General features: G+C 56.3%; 19 protein-coding genes. 8 read left to right on the top strand and 11 right to left on the bottom strand.

The features are described from left to right. Nucleotides 1-49 precede the first annotated feature (49 nt). From cysA to AC6I8D_RS14500, 7 genes are all read right to left on the bottom strand, one after another. Complete coding sequence (cysA, locus tag AC6I8D_RS14470) at nucleotides 50-1,138, bottom strand: sulfate/thiosulfate ABC transporter ATP-binding protein CysA (protein ID WP_046288180.1); 1,089 nt, start codon at nucleotides 1,136-1,138, stop codon at nucleotides 50-52. Further along, nucleotides 1,128-2,003, bottom strand: a complete 876-nt coding sequence (cysW, locus tag AC6I8D_RS14475) for a sulfate/thiosulfate ABC transporter permease CysW (protein WP_312055008.1) — start codon at nucleotides 2,001-2,003, stop codon at nucleotides 1,128-1,130. The genes cysA and cysW overlap by 11 nt, the downstream gene beginning before the upstream one ends. Next, the gene (cysT, locus tag AC6I8D_RS14480) at nucleotides 2,003-2,836 is read right to left on the bottom strand and encodes a sulfate/thiosulfate ABC transporter permease CysT (RefSeq protein WP_159861163.1); all 834 of its coding nucleotides are present in this window, start codon (nucleotides 2,834-2,836) and stop codon (nucleotides 2,003-2,005) included. Before cysT ends, cysW begins: the two co-directional genes overlap by 1 nt. Further along, nucleotides 2,836-3,852, bottom strand: a complete 1,017-nt coding sequence (locus tag AC6I8D_RS14485; RefSeq protein ID WP_497820381.1) for a sulfate ABC transporter substrate-binding protein — start codon at nucleotides 3,850-3,852, stop codon at nucleotides 2,836-2,838. The genes cysT and AC6I8D_RS14485 overlap by 1 nt, the downstream gene beginning before the upstream one ends. A 249-nt stretch (nucleotides 3,853-4,101) precedes the next feature. After that, entirely contained in the window at nucleotides 4,102-4,722 is a 621-nt protein-coding gene (locus tag AC6I8D_RS14490) for an RpoE-regulated lipoprotein (RefSeq protein WP_312055013.1), read from the bottom strand. A gap of 65 nt (nucleotides 4,723-4,787) precedes the next feature. Beyond that, nucleotides 4,788-5,255 carry a DUF2919 family protein gene (locus tag AC6I8D_RS14495; protein WP_312055197.1) on the bottom strand — a complete coding sequence of 156 codons (468 nt, stop codon included), beginning with the start codon at nucleotides 5,253-5,255 and terminating at the stop codon, nucleotides 4,788-4,790. Then, on the bottom strand, nucleotides 5,245-5,670 hold the full coding sequence (locus AC6I8D_RS14500) for a GNAT family acetyltransferase (RefSeq protein ID WP_031375849.1): 426 nt from the start codon (nucleotides 5,668-5,670) through the stop codon (nucleotides 5,245-5,247). Before AC6I8D_RS14500 ends, AC6I8D_RS14495 begins: the two co-directional genes overlap by 11 nt. 207 nt (nucleotides 5,671-5,877) lie before the next feature. On the opposite strand from AC6I8D_RS14500, the gene amiA reads away from it, so the two are divergent. The 6 genes from amiA to ampH all read left to right on the top strand — a co-directional run bounded on the left by amiA (nucleotide 5,878) and on the right by ampH (nucleotide 13,837). Further along, the gene (gene amiA / locus AC6I8D_RS14505; RefSeq protein ID WP_312055016.1) at nucleotides 5,878-6,729 is read left to right on the top strand and encodes an N-acetylmuramoyl-L-alanine amidase AmiA; all 852 of its coding nucleotides are present in this window, start codon (nucleotides 5,878-5,880) and stop codon (nucleotides 6,727-6,729) included. 88 nt (nucleotides 6,730-6,817) lie between these two features. After that, a complete protein-coding gene (gene hemF, locus AC6I8D_RS14510) occupies nucleotides 6,818-7,732 on the top strand; it encodes an oxygen-dependent coproporphyrinogen oxidase (protein WP_312055017.1) in 915 nt (304 codons plus the stop codon). 213 nt (nucleotides 7,733-7,945) lie between these two features. Beyond that, nucleotides 7,946-8,785, top strand: a complete 840-nt coding sequence (locus AC6I8D_RS14515; protein WP_312055019.1) for a class I SAM-dependent methyltransferase — start codon at nucleotides 7,946-7,948, stop codon at nucleotides 8,783-8,785. 624 nt (nucleotides 8,786-9,409) lie between these two features. Continuing rightward, nucleotides 9,410-10,360 carry a transaldolase gene (gene tal, locus AC6I8D_RS14520; RefSeq protein WP_497820382.1) on the top strand — a complete coding sequence of 317 codons (951 nt, stop codon included), beginning with the start codon at nucleotides 9,410-9,412 and terminating at the stop codon, nucleotides 10,358-10,360. A gap of 58 nt (nucleotides 10,361-10,418) precedes the next feature. Continuing rightward, nucleotides 10,419-12,419 carry a transketolase gene (gene tkt, locus AC6I8D_RS14525; protein ID WP_312055021.1) on the top strand — a complete coding sequence of 667 codons (2,001 nt, stop codon included), beginning with the start codon at nucleotides 10,419-10,421 and terminating at the stop codon, nucleotides 12,417-12,419. Nucleotides 12,420-12,673: 254 nt separating this feature from the next. Then, a complete protein-coding gene (gene ampH / locus AC6I8D_RS14530) occupies nucleotides 12,674-13,837 on the top strand; it encodes a D-alanyl-D-alanine-carboxypeptidase/endopeptidase AmpH (protein WP_312055023.1) in 1,164 nt (387 codons plus the stop codon). On the opposite strand, the gene AC6I8D_RS14535 is transcribed toward ampH, so the two are convergent. The 4 genes from AC6I8D_RS14535 to AC6I8D_RS14550 all read right to left on the bottom strand — a co-directional run bounded on the left by AC6I8D_RS14535 (nucleotide 13,834) and on the right by AC6I8D_RS14550 (nucleotide 17,869). Next, on the bottom strand, nucleotides 13,834-14,907 hold the full coding sequence (locus tag AC6I8D_RS14535; protein ID WP_497820383.1) for a DUF1176 domain-containing protein: 1,074 nt from the start codon (nucleotides 14,905-14,907) through the stop codon (nucleotides 13,834-13,836). The two genes, ampH and AC6I8D_RS14535, sit on opposite strands and share 4 nt — an antisense overlap. 188 nt (nucleotides 14,908-15,095) lie before the next feature. Continuing rightward, nucleotides 15,096-15,674 (bottom strand): GDP-mannose pyrophosphatase NudK, encoded by a 579-nt coding sequence (nudK, locus tag AC6I8D_RS14540; RefSeq protein WP_312055027.1) that lies wholly within the window; start codon nucleotides 15,672-15,674, stop codon nucleotides 15,096-15,098. A 144-nt stretch (nucleotides 15,675-15,818) separates the two neighbouring features. Next, the gene (gene ansP, locus AC6I8D_RS14545) at nucleotides 15,819-17,315 is read right to left on the bottom strand and encodes an L-asparagine permease (protein ID WP_312055028.1); all 1,497 of its coding nucleotides are present in this window, start codon (nucleotides 17,313-17,315) and stop codon (nucleotides 15,819-15,821) included. A 281-nt stretch (nucleotides 17,316-17,596) separates the two neighbouring features. Further along, nucleotides 17,597-17,869, bottom strand: a complete 273-nt coding sequence (locus AC6I8D_RS14550) for a YdgH/BhsA/McbA-like domain containing protein (protein WP_312055029.1) — start codon at nucleotides 17,867-17,869, stop codon at nucleotides 17,597-17,599. A gap of 253 nt (nucleotides 17,870-18,122) precedes the next feature. On the opposite strand from AC6I8D_RS14550, the gene narQ reads away from it, so the two are divergent. Both narQ and AC6I8D_RS14560 read left to right on the top strand, forming a co-directional pair. Next, a complete protein-coding gene (narQ, locus tag AC6I8D_RS14555) occupies nucleotides 18,123-19,808 on the top strand; it encodes a nitrate/nitrite two-component system sensor histidine kinase NarQ (RefSeq protein WP_497820384.1) in 1,686 nt (561 codons plus the stop codon). Nucleotides 19,809-19,961: 153 nt separating this feature from the next. Further along, nucleotides 19,962-20,594, top strand: coding sequence for a response regulator (locus AC6I8D_RS14560; RefSeq protein ID WP_312055033.1), 633 nt, complete (start codon nucleotides 19,962-19,964; stop codon nucleotides 20,592-20,594). Nucleotides 20,595-20,645: the final 51 nt, after the last annotated feature.

Consider the following 20,645-nt stretch of genomic DNA (forward strand, 5'->3'; position numbering starts at 1 on the left):
CAAAAAAAAGGCGGGAGTCACACTCCCGCCCGGTGTTGATGAGAAAATATCAGGCGCTCTGCGCAAAGGCAACTGCGCGCAGCGGGGTGTCACCCTGATAGAGGCGCGCCTGCTGCAGGCCAACAAACAGGCGTTCGCCACGAATTGGCGCTGTCTGCTCGCCTTCGAACACCAGTGAGAACGGTTCGCTCTGCCAGCCGGCGGGTTGCACTACCAGCTGCCAGAAATGGCCGCGCGGACTGATCTCCAGCACCTGAACCGGCAGCGGCGTTTCCAGACTGCTTCGGCGTGAAACGTCAATCTCCCACGGCCGCAGGAACAGTTCTACCGCGCCCTGATGCGCCGAGGTGTAGCCCAGCGGCCAGTGATGCGCGCCAACGTGGAACTGTGAGCCCTGAATTTCGCCATCAAAGCGGTTAACTTCACCAAGGAACTCCAGCACGAAGCGGGTCGCCGGATCGCGCCAGACGTCATCGGGCGTACCGACCTGTTCGATATTGCCCTGGCTCATTACCACAACCCGATCGGCTACTTCCATCGCCTCTTCCTGGTCATGGGTGACGAACACGCTGGTAAACTTCAGCTCTTCATGCAGCTGGCGCAGCCAGCGGCGCAGCTCTTTACGCACCTGCGCATCCAGCGCGCCAAACGGCTCATCCAGCAGCAGGATTTGTGGTTCAACCGCTAACGCACGTGCCAGCGCCACACGCTGTTTCTGTCCGCCCGACAGCTGAGCCGGAAAACGATTCGCCAAGTGCGCCAGCTGTACCATCTCCAGCAAACGGGTCACGCGCTGTTTGATTTCCGCCGTGGAGGGACGCTCACGACGCGGCAGCACCGTCAGGCCAAAGGCGATGTTGTCGAACACTGTCATATGACGGAACAGCGCATAGTGCTGAAACACAAACCCCACCTGACGGTCACGGGCGTGCAGCCGGCTGACGTCATGGTTATGAAAACGGATCTGGCCGCTGTTCTGATGCTCCAGCCCGGCAATAATGCGCAGCAGCGTAGTTTTACCCGAACCAGACGGGCCCAGCAGCGCCACCATTTCGCCCGAGGCAATATCAAGAGAGATATCGTTCAGCACCGACGTGCGACCAAAGGATTTGTTGATCTTGTTAATCTCAATGCTCATGATTTCCCTCCTGTTGCAAGCGGTTGTGCTGATGCGCTAAGCGCCATTGCACAATGCTTTTCAGAAACAGCGTAACAATTGCCATCAGCGTCAACAGCGCGGCGGCGGTAAACGCGCCAACGGTGTTGTAGTCCTGATGCAGTAATTCAACCTGAAGCGGTAAGGTATAGGTCTCACCGCGAATCGATCCCGATACCACCGAGACCGCACCAAATTCACCAATCGCGCGGGCGTTGGTCAGCACCACGCCGTACAGCAGCGCCCAGCGGATATTCGGCAGCGTGACGCGACGGAACATCTGCCAGCCAGAAGCGCCCAGCAGCACCGCTGCTTCATCTTCGTGGCTGCCCTGGCTCAGCATCACCGGCACCAGCTCGCGCACCACAAAGGGACAGGTCACAAACACCGTCGCCAGCACCATGCCGGGCCAGGCAAACATAATCTGGATGTTATGCGCATCCAGCCAGCCGCCAGCCGGGCCGTTGACGCCCCAGAACAGCAGATACATCAGGCCAGCCACTACCGGCGAGACGGCAAACGGAATATCAAACAGCGTCAGCAGCAGCTGTCGTCCCGGAAAGGTAAAACGCGTCACCAGCCACGCCAGCAGCGTACCGAACACCAGATTGACCGGCACGGTGATCAGCGCTACCAGCACCGTCAGCCAGATCGCATGCAGCATGTCGCCATCCGCCAGATTGCCGAGCGCTACGCCCAATCCCTGGTTCAGTGCTTCCCAGAAGATCGAGGCCATCGGCACCACCAGCAGCAGTACCGAGAACAGCGTCCCGATACCAATCAGCAGCCATTTGCCCCAGTTTACCGGCTGGCGGGCAGCATGATTAAGTTGCGAAACCTCTGCCATTAGTGGCCTCCCAGACGACGGCCAAAGCGGCTCTGTAGTGTGTTAATCGCGAACAACAGAATCAACGAGGCGGCCAGAATCACCGAGGCGATAGCACTGGCGGCCGGATAATCAAACTCCTGCAGGCGGACAAAAATCATCAGTGAGGTCACTTCGGTTTTCCACGCGATGTTGCCGGCAATGAAGATCACCGCGCCAAACTCTCCCAGGCTGCGGGTGAACGACAAGGCGGTGCCAGCCAGCAGCGCAGGCGCGACCTCCGGCAGTACCACGCGGCGGAAACTCTGCCACGGCGTGGCGCCCAGGGTTTCAGCAGCTTCTTCATACTCCGGGCCTAACTCTTCCAGCACCGGCTGCACGGTTCGCACCACAAACGGAATACTGGTGAACGCCATCGCGATGGCGATACCGATCCAGGTGTAGGAAATTTTGATATCAAAATGGGCGAACCACTGCCCATACCAGCCGTTGACCGAAAACAGGCCGGCGAGGGTTAACCCCGCTACGGCCGTCGGCAGGGCGAACGGCAGATCCATCAGGCCATCCAGCAGCGTGCGGCCAGGAAAACGGTAACGGGTGAGGATCCACGCCATCAGCATGCCGAACACCGCGTTAAACAGTGAAGCCACGCCCGCAGAGAGCAGCGTCACCTTATAGGCGGCAATCAGCTGCGGATTGGTGACCACATCCCAGTACTGTTGCAGTGTCATCTGCGACAGCTGCATGATCACTGCACTGATGGGCAGCAACAGAATTAAACAGGTAAACAGCAGACTGGTGCCCAGGCTGATACCAAAGCCGGGCAACACGCGTTTCTGGCTGGCTGCAAACATTATCCACGCCCCGCCGCTAACAATTTGTCGAGCTCACCGCCGCTGGCAAAATGGGTCTGCATGACCTTATCCCAGCCGCCAAAGGCCTCTTCCACCCGGAACAGCGAGGTTTGCGGGAAACGATCTTTCTGCTCCGCCATCAGCTGTGGATTGTTCACCCGATAGTAATAACGGGTGATGATCGCCTGAGCTGCCGGGGTGTAGAGATAATTGAGGTATGCGCTGGCCGCGTCGGTGGTGTTGTTGTGGGCGACGTTTTTATCCACCCACGCCACCGGGAACTCCGCCAGAATGTCAGTTTTCGGCACCACCACTTCATACTGGTCTTTCGCGTACTGATTGCGGATGTTGTTAACTTCCGACTCAAAGCTGATCAACACATCGCCGAGGCCACGCTCGGCAAAAGTGGTGGTCGCGCCACGGCCGCCGGTATCAAACACTTCTACATTTTTCAGAAACTGCGTCATAAAGGCGCGGGTTTTGGCCTGATCGCCGCCATCGGCTTTATCCGCAGCGCCCCAGGCAGCCAGGTAGGTATAACGACCATTACCGGAGGTTTTTGGATTAGGGAAAATCAGCTTCACGTCGTTGCGGGCCAGATCTGACCAGTCATGAATCTGCTTTGGATTGCCCTTACGCACCAGGAACGCCATGGTGGAGTAAAACGGCGAACTGTTGTTCGGCAGTCGGTTTTTCCAGTCGGCCGCAATCAGGTTGCCTTTGTCATGCAGCACCTGCACGTCAGTAACCTGATTGTAGGTGACCACATCCGCGCGCAGCCCCTGCAGGATCGCCAGTGCCTGCTTCGACGAGCCGGCATGTGACATCTTAATGGTCAGGGGATCGGCTGGATGGCTGGCATCCCACTGTTTAATGAACGGCGCATTCAGGGCAACAAACAGCTCACGTGACACATCATAGGAGCTATTCAGTAATTCAGTAGCATGGGCTGCGCCGGCCACGCTCAGCGACAAGGCGATACCGCTCACGATTTTTTTCATCGCTTGTAATGTCATTTGGCACCCTGAAAAAGTTTGATGCGGATCTCACCCGCTGAGGCACCAGTTTATTTATAACTGTGTGAAAACCAGTAACGGTTTTATATATCGTTTGATGATTTCAAAGTCGAAAAAAGCATAAGACGACGGCGAAGTTTATGCAGTTTTCAGCAAAAGACGAGGCGGACGACAGGTCGCGTCCGCAGGGGCATTGAGGTAAGCATGCAGGGCAGCGGCGGACTGCCGGGCAGCGCGCCGCTGCCGGGTTTAACGCTGCCAGACAATCTTGCTGATTTTCCAGTTCTTCAGCGTGTCGTCTGAAGGCATTAAGCCTGCCGGGCCGTGCCAGTCGCCGTGGTAAACGTAGGTCAGATGCTGGCTGCCGGGCACGCGGCAGGCGACGTCGCGGCTATCGGTTCCGCTGGCCAGCGTGCAGTTATCGAAAGCTTTGCTGAATTTATTGCTGAACAGATCGCCGACTTTGCTGCCGTCAGCGCTGACAATATTGCTGTCCATCACTTCAATGCGTTCTGGCTGTGACTGACCGTACACCACCACTTTGACCTCGCCATCTTTCAGCGCCTGCCAGAAAGAAACCACCTGGCCGTTCTGACTGCGCATCCCCTGACGCAGGTTATAGTCGCCATTCAGTCCGTCATTAATGGCGCTTTCGTTCATGGCGGTCGAAGCGGTTAAGCCGCCCACGCCCTGCTCAGTCACGGTCAGCGAGGAGCCAAACCAGTTCCACGGCAGCGTTGATGACCAGTGATAACTCAGCGGATTCCACCAGCTTACCTGCTGGCTGCTGTCAGCGCCGGAACCGGCGTTGCTGGCGCAGCCACTCAACACAACGGCGGCCATCAATAGCGTGGAACGAACAGCTTTCATGAAAACTCCTGTTAATGCGATGCCGGTAAGGCGGAACTGATTGGAGTCGCAAAGCGGCAAAAAGTTTATTTAAGATGGTGTTCGGGCAGAAAGCAGTCGCGCAGTCGCCGGTTGCTTTGCAGCCAGATCAACGCCAGCAGGTCAAACAGCGTCAGTAACAGCGGCAGCGGCGAGCTGAGCAGATCGCCCTGAATAAACTGCACGCCCTGCCAGAGTAAATTCACCAGCAGTGAAAGCGCCAGCACGCTGCGCCAGTGTTGCCACAGCCGCGGCCAGCGCGTCCGGTAGCCGGTCAGCAGCAGTCCCGCCAGCGCCGGTAACCCGAGCGCGAGACCGATCCAGAACGCCTGCCGGTCAGGATAGAACAGCGCGAGCAGATCGTTACCCTGCTGACGTGAGGCGCCGGCCATCACCAGCAGCAGCCAGGTTCGCGCCTGCAGCAGCAGGATCAGCCAAAAAAGAAACGGCAGCCGCAGCTGCCCTTTGCCATCATACTCATCCGGCAGATAGTCGGGTGACGGATTAATATTCACGATCTTCAATCAGACGCTTGCCATACAGCAGCGCATCGACCGGCTCGTAATCAAGCTTCTCGTAAAACGCCACCACCTGATCGTTCTCTTCCCGGATCATCAGATGCAGCTTCGGACAACCGCGGGCGATCAGCTTCTTCTCCAGCCGGTTCATCAGGGCATTAGCAAAGCCGCGGCCCTGATAATCAGGATGGACGGCCAGATAGTAAGCAGCACCGCGATGGCCATCGTAGCCTCCCATCAACGTCCCTACGACTACGCCGCCGACTTCAGCGACCAGGAAAAGATCGGGGTCGTGATGCATCTTACGTTCGATATCCAGCTCCGGATCGTTCCATGGCCGTAACAAATCGCAACGTTCCCATAAGGTGATCACTTCTTCAAAATCTTCCTGGCGGAAGGCGCGGATTTCCATCTTCTTTACCTGCAACTAACCACAATTTGCTGATTATCACGCATTCTTCGACACACGCAACCCTCGCCACGCTGGCGACAAACAAAAAACGCAAATTTTCTGTTCGCGGACTGAAATACAAAGTAATGCCCTGAAATGTTTCAAAGATCGCAGCTGGCATAGCGTTACGCTATAACATCGGCAACATTCTTCTGAACGGACCCGCACATGCATTTGCTTAAACGTTTGATTCACCGTCGCCAGTTACTGCTTTCCGGGCTGGCGCTGGCCATTTTATCGCCGCGTGCCGTTCAGGCCAAAGAGCAGTCTGCCGGGTTGCAGAACAGTACGCGTCATCCGCGCCCTGCCCCGCCAGCCAAAAATGGTAAGCGCATCGTTATGCTTGATCCCGGCCACGGCGGCGTTGACTCCGGCGCAGTCGGCGAAGAGGGATCGGAAGAGAAGCACATCGTGCTGGAGATCGCCGGCAATGTGCAGCGACAGTTACAGAGTCATCCGCGCATTGAGGTCCGGCTGACGCGCGACAGCGACCATTTTATTCCGCTGTATCAGCGGGTCGAGATTGCGCATCAGCACGGCGCGCATCTGTTTATGTCGATCCATGCCGATGGTTTCACCAGCCCGGACGCCAATGGTGCCTCGGTTTTTGCCCTTTCCAATCGCGGCGCCAGCAGTTCAATGGCGCGCTATCTGTCGCAGCGGGAAAATGATGCCGACAAACTGGGTGGTGCTGCGGTACAACAGCAGGATCACTATCTGCAGCAGATTCTGTTCGATCTGGTGCAGACAGATACCATCAAAAACAGCCTGACGCTCGGCAAGCACGTGCTGGATCAGATCCGGCCGGTGCACCATCTGCATAGCCAGCACACCGAACAGGCCGCGTTTGCGGTCCTGAAGTCACCGTCGATTCCCTCAGTGCTGGTCGAAACCTCCTTTATCACCAATCCGCGTGAAGAACAGTTGCTCGGCACCAGCGCGTTCCGCCAGAAAATAGCCGCCGCCATTGCCAGCGGGATCGTCAATTACTTCGATGAATTCGATCGCCGCAATGCCTGATTGCGGCTCACTGTGACGGCCGCAACCATGCACGCCGCCAGATTTTGCGTATAATCGCGGCAGACTTTGACCAACAATAAGCGAAGAGATGGCTGATATTTCCCGCGTAAAAGCATTCCTGCTCGCCCTGCAGGATGAGATTTGTACCCGACTGGCGGCTGAAGATGGCGGCGCACAGTTTGCTGAAGATAGCTGGCAGCGTCCCGGCGGCGGCGGCGGGCAGAGCCGTGTGCTGCGCAACGGGGCGGTATTTGAACAGGCGGGCGTCAACTTTTCGCATGTGCATGGCGATCAGATGCCGGCCTCGGCAACCGCACACCGGCCCGAGCTGGCGGGCCGCAGCTTTGAAGCGATGGGCGTCTCACTGGTGATCCACCCGCATAATCCCTACGTGCCCACCAGCCATGCCAACGTCCGTTTCTTTATTGCTGAGAAACCGGGCGCCGATCCGGTGTGGTGGTTTGGCGGCGGCTTTGACCTGACGCCGTTTTACGGCTTTGAGGAGGATGCGCTGCACTGGCATCAGACCGCCTTCGATATTTGCCAGCCGTTCGGCGACGATATCTATCCCCGTTATAAAAAGTGGTGCGACGACTACTTTTATCTCAAACATCGTGATGAGCAGCGCGGCATTGGCGGCCTGTTTTTTGACGATCTTAATACCCCTGACTTTGAGCACTGCTTCAGCTTTATGCAGGCGGTGGGCCGCGGCTTTATCGAAGCCTATCAGCCGATTGTGACACGGCGCAAAGATCATCCGTGGGGCGACCGCGAACGCCAGTTCCAGCTCTATCGTCGCGGCCGCTACGTGGAGTTCAATCTGGTGTGGGATCGGGGTACGCTGTTTGGTTTGCAGACCGGCGGCCGTACCGAGTCGATCCTGATGTCGATGCCGCCGCTGGTGCGCTGGGAATATGCTTACCAGCCAGCGGAAGATTCCCCTGAAGCCGCGCTCTACCGTGATTTCCTGCCGGTAAAAAATTGGCTCAATCTGCCTGCCTGATCGCATGACTCCGCAGCGCGGCCCCGCGCTGCGGTTAAATCACCGTTGCAGCGTTAAATGGGCTGTTTTACCGCGGCCAACAATAAAGCCATTCTGTTACCGGTTCTCCTGGCCGAATAAAACCAAAATAGCCTTCACTTCCGTTTGATGCTCATCCAATTGTGCTTCTCGTTTGATTGATATAATAAAAGCCCCGCGACAAGGATAACGGCAATGGCCCTTTTTATTAATCCAGACGAAACACTTCAATCACTTAGCTTTACTGACGTTGCTGAACGACTCAATATTGCATTAAAAAGTGGTTTTAAACCCAACCTGACCCCGTGGCTGGGTAAAAATATTCTCTTCGACGATATCGTTGCTAAAAGAGATCACAGTAACGACCATTATGAAGATCAATGTTCAGCAAAATATTACTATGACATTTTCAATACGATTAAATCGACGCTGGGCGAAGCGAGCCGAATTGTTGAAGTCGGCGTATTTATGGGCGGCAGTACCTCAATATTAGCCGGATGCGCGCATTATCTCGGCATCGAACTCGATTTAATCGATATCAACCCTGACTTTTTACGGTTTGCCCACGAACGCGCCAGAAGAAGTTACCCTGAAACCGTCGAAAGCCGGGTCAGGATGTTTCACGGCACGCTGCCAGAGTACGTCAGAGACGTGCTGATGGAAGAAGAGGATGTCAAAATTATTGTCCATCATGACGGCGCTCACTCTTTTGAACAGGTAATTCGTGACCTCGGCAGCCTCGCTTATTTAAAAGATAAACTGCACAGCGTTTTGATTCAGGATACCCATTTACGCGGCGTGCCTAAGTTCTTTAATTTTGTCGACGCGGCCGTCTATGCTATTTTCGGCCGGGATGTCACCTACGCACCTATCGGCAGCGTTTATCATGACAGCCGGGTTTGCGAGCCTAATAAGTGGGAAGGCAATTATTATATGCCGGGCGAGCCTGAAGGAATGTATATTCCACTGAGCCATAATAAATTCCACTATCCGCATCCGAAAATCGCGTTATCACAGTTTTTCGAGACGCTATAAGGCTGCTACGTCTTCGCTGCGCTCGCCGGATTCGATACGTTTCCCCGGCCGTAAGGCTTCATCCTGAAGATATAACACGCTTCTGAACCGGTTAGCCGTTATTAAACGGTTAATAAGATGCCGATATTCCCGCCGCCTCGGTGTGCGGCGGGTTTTCAGCGCCCCGCTTTTCCAGCATACACTCACCCGCTAAAAAACCGGTCCTGATTACTATCTGCTTAGCAGCGCTCCCGCTGCCGCCGCCCTGCAGCGACGCGTCCTCTATTGCCTTCTTAACGCGCCCGGAGCACACCCCTATCATCCCTACATCAATCGCGGTGCGCTGTCCGCTAACGCTGCCGGTGTTTCTGATACGGCACGGATTGCTACAGTGTTGCCTGCGTCATTTGTCCTGCCTGCTATGCTTAGAGGTGGAATATGGCGCACCCCACGGTTAAAACCGCATGACGGCTTCCTTCGCACCGCCTCGCAGCGCAACAATCAGAGAAACCGCATTTTCATCGGAAAGTGTCTGTTGCAATGTTATGGGTTCGCGTTCCCGGTAGCAGAGCACGCCACAGACTGGCTACGAGGCCTGAGGTGCTCCCTTTTCGCTTTCATGTTTTCTTTTCAAGGAGTTAAGAAATGAACCAGCTAGAAGCCCTTAAACAGTTCACCACCGTGGTGGCGGACAGTGGTGATATCGAATCAATTCGCAATTACCACCCGGAAGACGCCACCACCAACCCGTCACTGATCCTCAAAGCCTCCAGTCTGGATGCCTATAAACATCTGATCGATGATGCCATCGACTACGCCAAAAAGCAGGGCGGCAGCAAAGAGACGCAGATCATCAATGCCAGCGACAAAGTGGCGATTAACCTCGGTATGGAGATTCTGAAAAGCGTACCGGGCCGTGTCTCGACCGAAGTGGATGCGCGCCTCTCTTTCGATCGTGGCATGTGTGTGACTAAAGCAGAGAAACTGGTTCGCCTGTACGAAGAGCACGGTATCGACCGCTCACGTATTCTGATCAAGCTGGCCTCAACCTGGGAAGGTATTCGTGCGGCGGAAGAGCTGGAGAAAAACGGCATCAACTGTAACCTGACGCTGCTGTTCTCCTTTGCTCAGGCGCGGGCCTGTGCCGAAGCGGGCGTGTTCCTGATCTCGCCTTTTGTCGGCCGTATTTATGACTGGTACAACAGCCGCAAACCGATGGACCCTTATGTGGTCGACGAAGATCCGGGCGTGAAATCCGTTCGTCGCATCTACGACTACTACAAAAAGCATCGCTACAGCACCATCATCATGGGCGCCAGCTTCCGTAAAGTGGAGCAGATTGTGGCACTGGCCGGCTGCGACCGCCTGACCATTTCGCCTAACCTGCTGGAAGAGCTGCAGAACAGCGATGCGCTGCTGGAACGTAAACTCGAGCCGTCAACCGAAGGCTTCCATCAGCCGTCACCGCTCTCTGAAGCTGAGTTCCGCTGGGAGCATAACCAGGATCCGATGGCGGTGGAAAAACTCTCTGACGGTATCCGTCAGTTCGCGGTTGACCAGCAGAAGCTGGAAGATGTGCTCGCCGCACGCCTGTAGTGTTCATTTTTAGTCGGGCGGGAATTTCCCGCCCTGATTCTTAACAAGGGAGAACTTTATGTCCTCACGCAGAGAGTTGGCAAACGCGATTCGTGCACTGAGTATGGATGCAGTACAGAAAGCAAACTCAGGTCACCCGGGTGCGCCAATGGGCATGGCAGATATCGCTGAAGTGTTGTGGCGCGACTTCCTCAAGCACAATCCAACCAATCCCGCCTGGCTCGACCGCGACCGGTTTATCCTCTCCAACGGTCACGGTTCAATGCTGCTTTACAGCCTGCTGCACCTGACCGGTTATGACCTGCCGATTGAAGAGCTGAAGAATTTCCGTCAGCTGCACTCAAAGACGCCAGGCCACCCGGAGATCGGCTACACCCCCGGCGTTGAAACCACCACCGGCCCGCTGGGTCAGGGACTGGCGAATGCTGTCGGCTTAGCGATTGCTGAGCGCACGCTGGCGGCGCAGTTTAACCGCCCGGATCACGACATCGTTGACCACTTCACCTATGTCTTCATGGGCGATGGCTGTCTGATGGAAGGGATCTCGCACGAAGTTTGTTCGCTGGCCGGTACCCTCGGCCTCGGCAAACTGATCGGCTTCTACGACCACAATGGTATTTCGATTGATGGCGAAACCGAAGGCTGGTTTACCGACGACACCCATAAACGCTTTGAATCCTACAACTGGCACGTGATTGGCGACATTGACGGACACGATCCGGACGCGGTCAGCCAGGCGATCAAAGAAGCGCAGAGCGTAACTGACAAGCCGTCACTGATTATCTGCCGCACCATTATCGGTTTCGGTTCGCCGAACAAAGCCGGTAAAGAGGAGTCGCACGGCGCGGCGCTGGGTGAGGAAGAAGTGGCGCTGACGCGTAAGCAGCTCGGCTGGAACTATCCGCCGTTTGAAATTCCGGCAGATATCTACCAGCAGTGGGATGCCAAAGCCGCCGGTGCAGAACGCGAAAAAGCCTGGGATGCGAAATTTGCCGCCTATAAGCAGGCCCATCCTGAGCTGGCACTGGAATATGAGCGCCGGATGAATGGCGAAATGCCCTCTACCTGGGAAGCGGAAGCCACCAAATTCATCAACGATCTGCAGGCCAATCCACAGAAAATTGCCAGCCGTAAGGCGTCGCAAAACTCGCTGGAAGCCTACGGCAAATTACTGCCTGAGTTCCTCGGCGGATCGGCTGACCTGGCCCCAAGTAACCTCACCATCTGGTCAGGCTCGAAGTCGATCAAAGACGATCCGGCCGGTAACTACATTCACTACGGCGTACGTGAATTCGGCATGACGGCGATTGGTAACGGTATCGCTCACCATGGCGGCTTCGTGCCTTACACCGCCACCTTCCTGATGTTTGTTGAGTACGCCCGTAATGCAGCGCGTATGGCGGCACTGATGAAGGCACGGCAGATTCTGGTCTATACCCATGACTCGATTGGTCTGGGTGAAGATGGTCCGACGCACCAGCCGGTTGAACAGATCGCCAGCCTGCGCCTGACGCCGAACATGAGCGTCTGGCGTCCGTGCGATCAGGTTGAGACGGCAGTGGCATGGAAAGCGGCGGTAGAGCGCCATCACGGCCCGACGGCGCTGATTCTGTCTCGTCAGAACCTGCTGCAACCGGAGCGCACGCCACAGCAGATTGAGAACATCAAGCGTGGCGGTTATGTGCTGAAAGATTGCGACGGTACGCCAGAAGTGATTCTGATCGCCACCGGTTCAGAGATTGAGATCACCCTCGGTGCCGCAGAGAAACTGACCACCGGCGGCCATAAAGTCCGGGTCGTCTCGCTGCCGTCTACTGACCTGTTTGATGCGCAGGATGCCGCTTACCGTGAATCGGTGCTGCCGAGCGGCGTGAAAGCGCGCGTGGCGGTTGAAGCCGGTATCGCTGACTACTGGTTCAAGTATGTCGGACTGGATGGTGCGATTGTCGGGATGACCACCTTCGGTGAATCAGCGCCAGCCGGTAAGTTGTTCCCTGAGTTTGGCTTCACGATTGAAAACATCGTCAGCCACGCTGAAGCATTACTCAAGCCAGTCTAATGCTTTTGCCCTTCCCGGCCGATCGGGAAGGGCCATTTCGGCTGATAGCCTGAAACAGAAAAAAAATCCGTTCTCCCCTCTTCACGCCTCACGCAAACTGATTACTATAGACTTGTCCTATTTTACGCTGCCTGTCTGCTGGCCGCCCGCAGCTTCCTGTCTGATGGAATGCAGCGGTTTGCTGTCGGTGACATCCTGAAATATTAAGGCAGCCATTTTCCGCCGATTGAATAGCGAAGCCCTTTCCGTTGAACATGCGCACACCTTATTTACTGGCCTTAATGGTTTCTCTGCTTCCATTAAAAAGCATGGCGCAGGTCGCGCCCGATCCGTTGCTGGCGTCACAGATTGTCGATCGCTATGCGGAACATATTTTCTACGGCAGCGGTGCGACCGGCATGGCGCTGGTTGCCATTGATGGTAATCAGCGGGTGTTCGCCAGCTTTGGTGAAACCCGGCCAGGCAACAATGTGCGTCCGCAGAAAGATTCGCTGATTCGCATCGCCTCGCTGAGTAAGCTCATGACCAGCGAAGTGATGGTGAAACTGGCAGAGCGCGGCCAGATCCGCCTCGACGATCCGCTCAGTAAATATGCACCACCGGGTGCACGGGTGCCGAGCTACAACGGCCAGCCGATTCGGCTGATTAACCTGTCGACCCATACCAGCGGTCTGCCGCGTGAGCAGCCCGGCGGTAAGCCGCATCGTCCGGTCTTTGTCTGGCCCACCCGCGGTGAGCGCTGGAACTGGCTCTCTGGTGCCACGCTTAAATCAGCGCCTGGCAGCGATGCTGCCTACTCCAACCTGGGTTACGATCTGCTGGGCGATGCGCTGTCACGGGCAGCCGGTACGCCTTATCCGGCGCTGTTTCAGCAGCTGATTACCCGGCCGCTCGGTATGAAAGACACCACGTTTACCCCGTCGCCAGAGCAGTGTGGCCGGTTAATGGTGGCCGAGAAAGGCGCCAGCCCCTGTAACAATACGCTGGCCGCGATTGGCAGCGGTGGCGTCTATTCCACCCCGGACGATATGGGCCGCTGGATGCAGCAGTTCCTGAATTCGTCGGTCAACCACCGCACGCCGCAGATCGATCGGCTGCAGACGCTGATTTATCGCCGCGACCAGCTGCGCAAAGTTGAGGGAATGGATGTGCCCGGCAAAGCCGACGCGCTGGGGATGGGCTGGGTCTATATGGCACCCAAATCCGGACGCCCCGGCATCATTCAGAAAACCGGCGGTGGCGGCGGTTTCATTACCTATATGGCGATGGTGCCGCAGCATAATGTGGGAGTCTTTGTGGTGGTTACCCGCTCACCGCTCACCCGCTTTACGCCGATGAGCGATGGCGTGAACAACATGCTGGCTGAGCTGGTGGGCAACCAGCTGGGATCGCCGATGATGGTGCAGGCGATTCGTTAACGCTGCTGCACCGCACTGGCGGACTGGCTTACCCACAGGGTGGGCCAGTCATCGCTGCTGTGCCAGGCATCACAGGTCGATTCTTCCGCATACTCCGCCAGCACAAAACGCGTTCCGTCGAACTGCCAGCGTGTCGCTCTGCCGCAGTCTCCTAATCCGCGTCCTTTGCCAAAGGTATAGAGCTGGCCGGTGGCCGCATCATAATCCGCATTAATCAGCTCAAGCTGGCGTTCACTGGAGCCTGGCGGCGTAAACGGCAGCGTCAGCGTCACGCCGCGCGCCACGTAAGGCTGACTGCGCGTCACTTCAAACGCCAGATCGATCACGTTGTAGGCCCCCATTTCGCAACTCACCAGTAGCAGTGCTTTCTGGTCGGTCAGCGGCGCCACGCTCACCTGGCGCCGCATCGGGTCCAGCGAACAGGAATCGGTGTTGATCCGCCAGGTGCCGTAATCGATCAATCCGCTGGTTTCTTCGCGGGTCAGCGCAGCAGGCTGAGGCGGTGCAGGCGGTAACGACGGCAGGGTTGGTGAAGGCGGTACATCCCAGCTGGCTCGATCGCCGCGCTTAACCCAGGCACTCATGCCGTTCACCCTGCCCTGCACGTCATCCATCAGCAGCAGGGCCGCTTTCATGCCGCGCAGCGAAATCAGAGCGTTAGGATCGTAGGTGAGCTGCACGGTTTTAGCGTCCAGTACCAAATCAAGGAATTCATCAATGGCGATGGCGTTACTGGTGGCGAGATGATGAGGTTCCACCGTCCAGTGTTTCAGATCGGGTTTGAGGCGACGCTGGTCGAGCAACAGATTGTCCTGCAGCGGCCCGCCCTTGAGCTCACCGCTGTAGGCGCTGCCATAGTCAATACGCAGCAGCGGCCGGTCATTAACCCCCGCATGGCGCGAAATAGTCATGACTAATCCTTTGTCGCCCGGAATATTGCGTGCCACGCAGAATGCCGCGTTGTTGCAGGTCATTTGCCAGTCGTTAAACGACTTCTGCAACGGTTCGGCCTGCACAGAGGCAACCAACAATGAAGACGACAGCCACAGCGATTTCATCCAATACGACATTAAGAAAATCGATCCCCGAATACTCAGAGTGGAGATGATAGCGCATCAGCGGGCCCGACGGCGGCCGCATTCTGTGAACCCGTCCAGAAAGCGCGGTTAACTGCTTAAAAATCAGGCATGAGTCAGTAAAAAAATGCCGCATTGACGGTCGCCGCTCAGGATAAAATCGGATCGATTTACTGCCTGGGTTACGGCGTTAACCAGCCCGCCAACTGCGCATGCTGTAACAGCATCACGGTTTTTCCGTCGCAGATGCGGCCATCTTTGACCATCGCCAGCGCCTGCGGAAAAGGCATCTCCAGCACCTCGATCAACTCATCTTCAACGCCACCGCCGGCATTGTCGCGCAGCGAATCATTATACTCAGCGGCGAAAAAGTGGATAAGCTCGGTCACGCCGCCCGGCGACATGTAGCAGGCGTAAAGTTTTTCCACCTTGCCCACCGCATAACCGGTCTCTTCAATCGCCTCTTTGCGAATGCAATCTTCGGGTGAATCGTCGTCGAGTAAGCCAGCACAGGCTTCGATCAGCATGCCGCTTTGGTTACCGTTGACGTAGGTGGCAATGCGAAACTGACGCGTCAGCACCACGCTGTTCTTTTCGCGGTTATACAGCAGGATTGTCGCCCCGTTCCCGCGATCGTAGACTTCGCGTTTATGGCGAATCACTGTGTCACGCCGGTCGGTGATTTCGTAGGTGAAGTTGCGTAGCACAAACCAGTTATCAGACAGCAACTTATCCTTAATGACATTGATCTTAAACGACATGCAGACTCCGCTACGGCATAAAGGGAGTCTGCCATCATAGGATGAAGCCGTCGGGAAAACTATCTGAATTCGCCTGTCGCCGCGCTGGATAAACGGCCATAAAAAAGCCAGCCCGCAGGCTGGCTTCTTCACAACACGCTGAGATTAGCGCGCGCTTTCATCAGCCAGTCGGGTTGGCTTCGGCTCTTCTTCATGGTGATCGTGCTCGGTTTCGGCGATAGCGCTGACGCGTTTACGAACGCCAAACCAGCCCAGCACCAGAATCACCGCAATCAGCGGGATTGAGGCGATGGTGTAGGTGCCGTTCGGGTAATCAAACGCCATCAGTACCAGCACGCTGAACAGGAACAGCAGCGTTAGCCACGAGGTAAACGGCGCGCCTGGCAGCTTAAAGCTGACGTCATCCGCTTTGCCTTCTTTAATCGCCTTACGCAGACGCAGCTGGCACACCACAATAAACGCCCAGGAAGAGATAATCCCCAATGACGCGACGTTCAGGACAATCTCGAAGACCTGAGAAGGCACATAGTAGTTAAGCACCACGCCAATCACGTAGACGCCGATGGTGACCAGAATACCGGCATAAGGCACCTGCTGACCGTTCATCTTTGACATGAATTTTGGTGCCGATCCCCCCATCGACATCGAGCGCAGAATACGTCCGGTCGAGTAAAGACCGGAGTTCAGGCTGGAGAGCGCCGCGCTCAGCACCACGATATTCATGATGCTGCCAATGTAAGGCACACCCAGCTTCGAGAAGAAGGTGACAAACGGACTCTGACCGGCCTGATAAGCATTCCACGGCAGCAGCATCACCAGCAGCACCACTGACCCGACATAGAACAGGCCGATACGCCAGATCACGCTATTGATCGCTTTCGGCAGCATGGTTTTCGGGTCTTTACATTCGCCTGCTGCGGTGCCGACCAGTTCAATCGAGGCGAAGGCAAACACCACCCCCTGAATCAGTACCAGCGCCGGCAGTAAGCCATGCGGGAACAGGCCGCCGTTGTCGCTAATCAGATGGAAACCGGTACTGTTGCCATCCAGCGGTTTGCCGGTGCCAAGGAACACCACACCCACCACCAGGAACAGCACAATCGCCAGCACTTTAACCAGCGCGAACCAGAACTCCATCTCGGCGAACCACTTCACGCCAATCATGTTCATGGTGCCGACGATGGCCAGCGCGCCCAGCGCGAAGACCCACTGCGGCACATCGCCAAACGCGCCCCAGTAGTGCATATAGAGCGCGACGGCGGTGATGTCGACGATACCGGTCATCGCCCAGTTTACGAAATACATCCAGCCTGCGACGTATGACGCTTTTTCACCGAGGAATTCACGCGCATAAGAGACAAAGCTGCCGCTGCTGGGACGATGCAATACCAGTTCGCCAAGCGCACGCAGGATAAAGAACGAGAAAATGCCACACACCAGGTAGATGATGGCCAGCGCCGGTCCGGCGGCCTGCAGGCGGCCACCGGCTCCGAGAAACAGACCGGTGCCAATCGCACCACCGATAGCGATCATCTGTACGTGACGGTTGCCCATCGCCTTTTGGTAGCCGCTGTCGTGCGAATTCAGCCAGCGTCTTTTTGCAGCACGCATCTCGGCCGCAGATTTTTTATTCGATTTCATAGCCTTCCTGTTTGTCCTGACCATCATTCGCAGCACATCCAAACGATTGCGTGATGCTATGCGAAATGGGGTATTTTCCTCTGTGCGTCTGCCTGTGAGTTAGCGAAAGCAGCGCGGGAATTAACGGCGATGAATCCTACCCGTTCTGCAAGAACGAAGCAAAATATAGTGGGGAGCTGCACGGGTTGATTTGTAAGAATCGGTTGTGATGCACAAAAACAAAAAAACCGGCCACAAACGGGCCGGTAAAAGCTACAGGGATGGAAACCAGGAGGGTGGGTTTAGCGGTAAATCTCAGCGGTGCCGGTCCACAGGCTGGAGTCGCCTGGGTTATCGACACCGATAATGCGATAGTGGCTGGCACCCATCTCTTCCGCTTTTTGCGACAGCTGGCGATTAGCATCGTCCAGCGATCCACGGACGCTGGAGACAGAAACGCTGCCGATGCTCTGCATACTCTGCGCCTGCTCACGGTCAACCGGTAGCGCGGCGAAAGTTGAAAATGAGGCGGTCGCCAGCAGGGCACCAGCCAGAACTGCATTCAGTCTTTTCATCAGATGCTCCTGAAATGTGATTGATGAGTGATTTAATGACTGGATGAATTATCAACGCTGCAATGAAAGGCAACCTCTGGCTGGCGTAAAGCTGATTATTTTTTAGACTTCTTTATCTACCCTCTCCTGGCAACGGTCAGTTACGGTCATTTTATGTACATTGTGTAACGGCCTGTGTAATAAACAGGGGATTGGGACTTTGCGTTGCGCCACCGCTCTCTTATAATCCCGCACTCCCTACAGGGCTATTCATGTGATTGTTAAACGTTCCGTTACCCACAGCATTGCGCAGGCGTTAAGCGCCATCGTCCTGCTCTCACTGCTCACCACCGGTCTGGCACTGGTCACCCTCTTCAGTAGTCAGCGCGATGCCGAAGCGATCAATCTGGCTGGCTCGCTGCGGATGCAGAGTTACCGTATGGCCTGGGATGCCAGCAGTCAGCCACAACAGCTGGCTCAACATCTGGTGCTGTTCCGGCAGACGCTCGACGCGCCGGTGCTGCAAAAGCTGGATCGCCCCTGGGTACCGCGCGAGGTCAAGCTGCTCTATCAGCGGTTGCGCGCGGGCTGGCCGTCGTTGCAGCAGCGGCTGGAACAGGGCGATGCGCTGGATTATCAGCAGCAGGTGCCGCTTTACGTCGGCGAGATCGACCGTTTCGTGCTGGGTCTCCAGCGCTATACCGAACTGAAAATGCAACTGGTGGCGGCCAGCAGCCTGGCCGGTGTCATCGCGATTGTGGCACTGGCGCTGCTGACAATTCGCTTCACCCGGCAACAAGTCGTGCGCCCGCTCAATGCATTGGTCACCGCCAGCCGCTATGTTGAGAGCGGCAATTTTGATTTTCCGCCGCTCAGGGTGGAGCCGCAGAACGAACTGAAGGTGCTGTCGCAAGCGTTTAGCGGCATGGCGACCCGTCTGCATTCGCACTATCAGCTGCTGGAAAGTACGGTGCGCGCCAAAACCGAAGATCTCACTCAGGCCAACCATACGCTGTCACTGTTGTATGACAGCTCGCAGATGCTGACCGCCAGCCCGCTGCAGCCAGCCCTGTTTGAAGCGGTGCTTAATAATGTCCTGAGCCGCGAGAAACTGGCGGCGATTAAGCTCGACAGCGACCAGTTTCATTTTCACGCCGGTGAATACGAAACTGCAGCGGACTGGCAACGGCTGCCGTTGCAGCAGGGCGACCAGCAGATTGGTGAACTGCGCTGGCGGGCGCGCCATCCTGCGCCGGCGGATGAGTTAATGCGCAGCCTGGCAGCGATGCTGGGACGCGCCATCTGGATCTGGCAGACCCAGAAACAGCATCAGCAGATGCTGCTGATTGAAGAGCGCACCACCATCGCTCGCGAACTGCATGATTCGCTGGCGCAGTCGCTGTCATTTTTACGCATTCAGCTTACGCTGCTGCGACGTACCGTCGATAAATCTGACCAGGCTGCCCACGGCATCATTGCCGACTTTGACCAGGCGCTGGCTGATGCCTACCGACAGTTACGCGAACTGCTGACTACCTTTCGCCTGACCATCGAACAGGCGGATCTGGTGGCGGCGATGCAGGCGATGATCGCCTCGCTGCAGGAACAGACCGGCGCGCAGATTCTCTTCAACTATCAGCCGGGCCTGGAGAGTCTCGAAGCGCAGCAGCAGGTCCATGTTTTACAGATTGCCCGCGAAGCGTTACTGAACGGGATTCGTCACGCCAGCGCGCAGTACATCACCATTGATTATCAGCACAGTGAGCAAGGTGAGCACTTACTGACGATTACCGATGACGGCGTGGGTATCAGCAACACCGATGAACCGCCAGGCCACTACGGACTGACTATTATGGCGGAGCGTGCGCAGCGCTTAAACGGCAACCTGAGCATCAACGCCCAGCCACGCGGCACCCAGGTCGCACTGCGTTTTCCGCCGCGTCCACGTCAGTTCGGATAGCGGCGCGGGGTAACCGACTCTTTATAAGCGATCGCCAGCCTGCTTCAGGCTAATGGCGACAACAGAGCCGCTGCGGTGCACATTTCTGTGCCAGCAGCAGGTGACATCCTTCATGCATAACAGCCTGAAACAGTTCGGGGAAAGGAAAAGAACATGCAACAGCCCACATTAACTCTGATGATTGTTGACGATCATCCGCTGATGCGCCGGGGGATTCGTCAGCTGCTGGCGCTCGATCCCCGGCTGGTGGTAATCGCAGAAGCCAACAACGGCACTGAAGCGCTGGCAGAGGCTCGCCAGCAGGAGCCGGATGTGATTCTGCTCGACCTGAACATGAAAGGCATGTCGGGGCTGGATACCCTTAAAGCCCTGCGCCACGAAGGCATCAACTCGCGCATTCTGGCGCTGACCGTCTCTGACGCCCAGAGTGATATTTTTGCTATGGTCGATGCCGGTGCCGATGGCTATCTGCTGAAAGACAGCGAGCCGGAGATCCTGCTGGGCCAGATTCTGCAGGCCTCGCAGGGCGAAAAAGTGTTTAGCGAAAGCGTCGCGCGTTATCTTGCCAATCGCCAGCATAGTGCCGATCCTTTGCGCCAGCTGACCGAGCGTGAGCGGGATGTGCTGCAGGAGGTAGCGCGCGGTCTGTCGAATAAAGAAATTGCCGCCATTCTGCATATTTCAGAAGAGACGGTAAAAGTGCATATCCGCAACCTGTTGCGTAAACTGGATGTACGTTCGCGCGTTGCCGCTACCGTGCTCTGGCTTGAAAGCCGCCATCGTTAAATAATCGGAGAATTTACACTTTCTCCACAATTTCTCCACGATTCCCTGAAC

The sequence above is a fragment of the Pantoea sp. X-Soil-MYKO-1785 genome, from assembly GCF_059730675.1.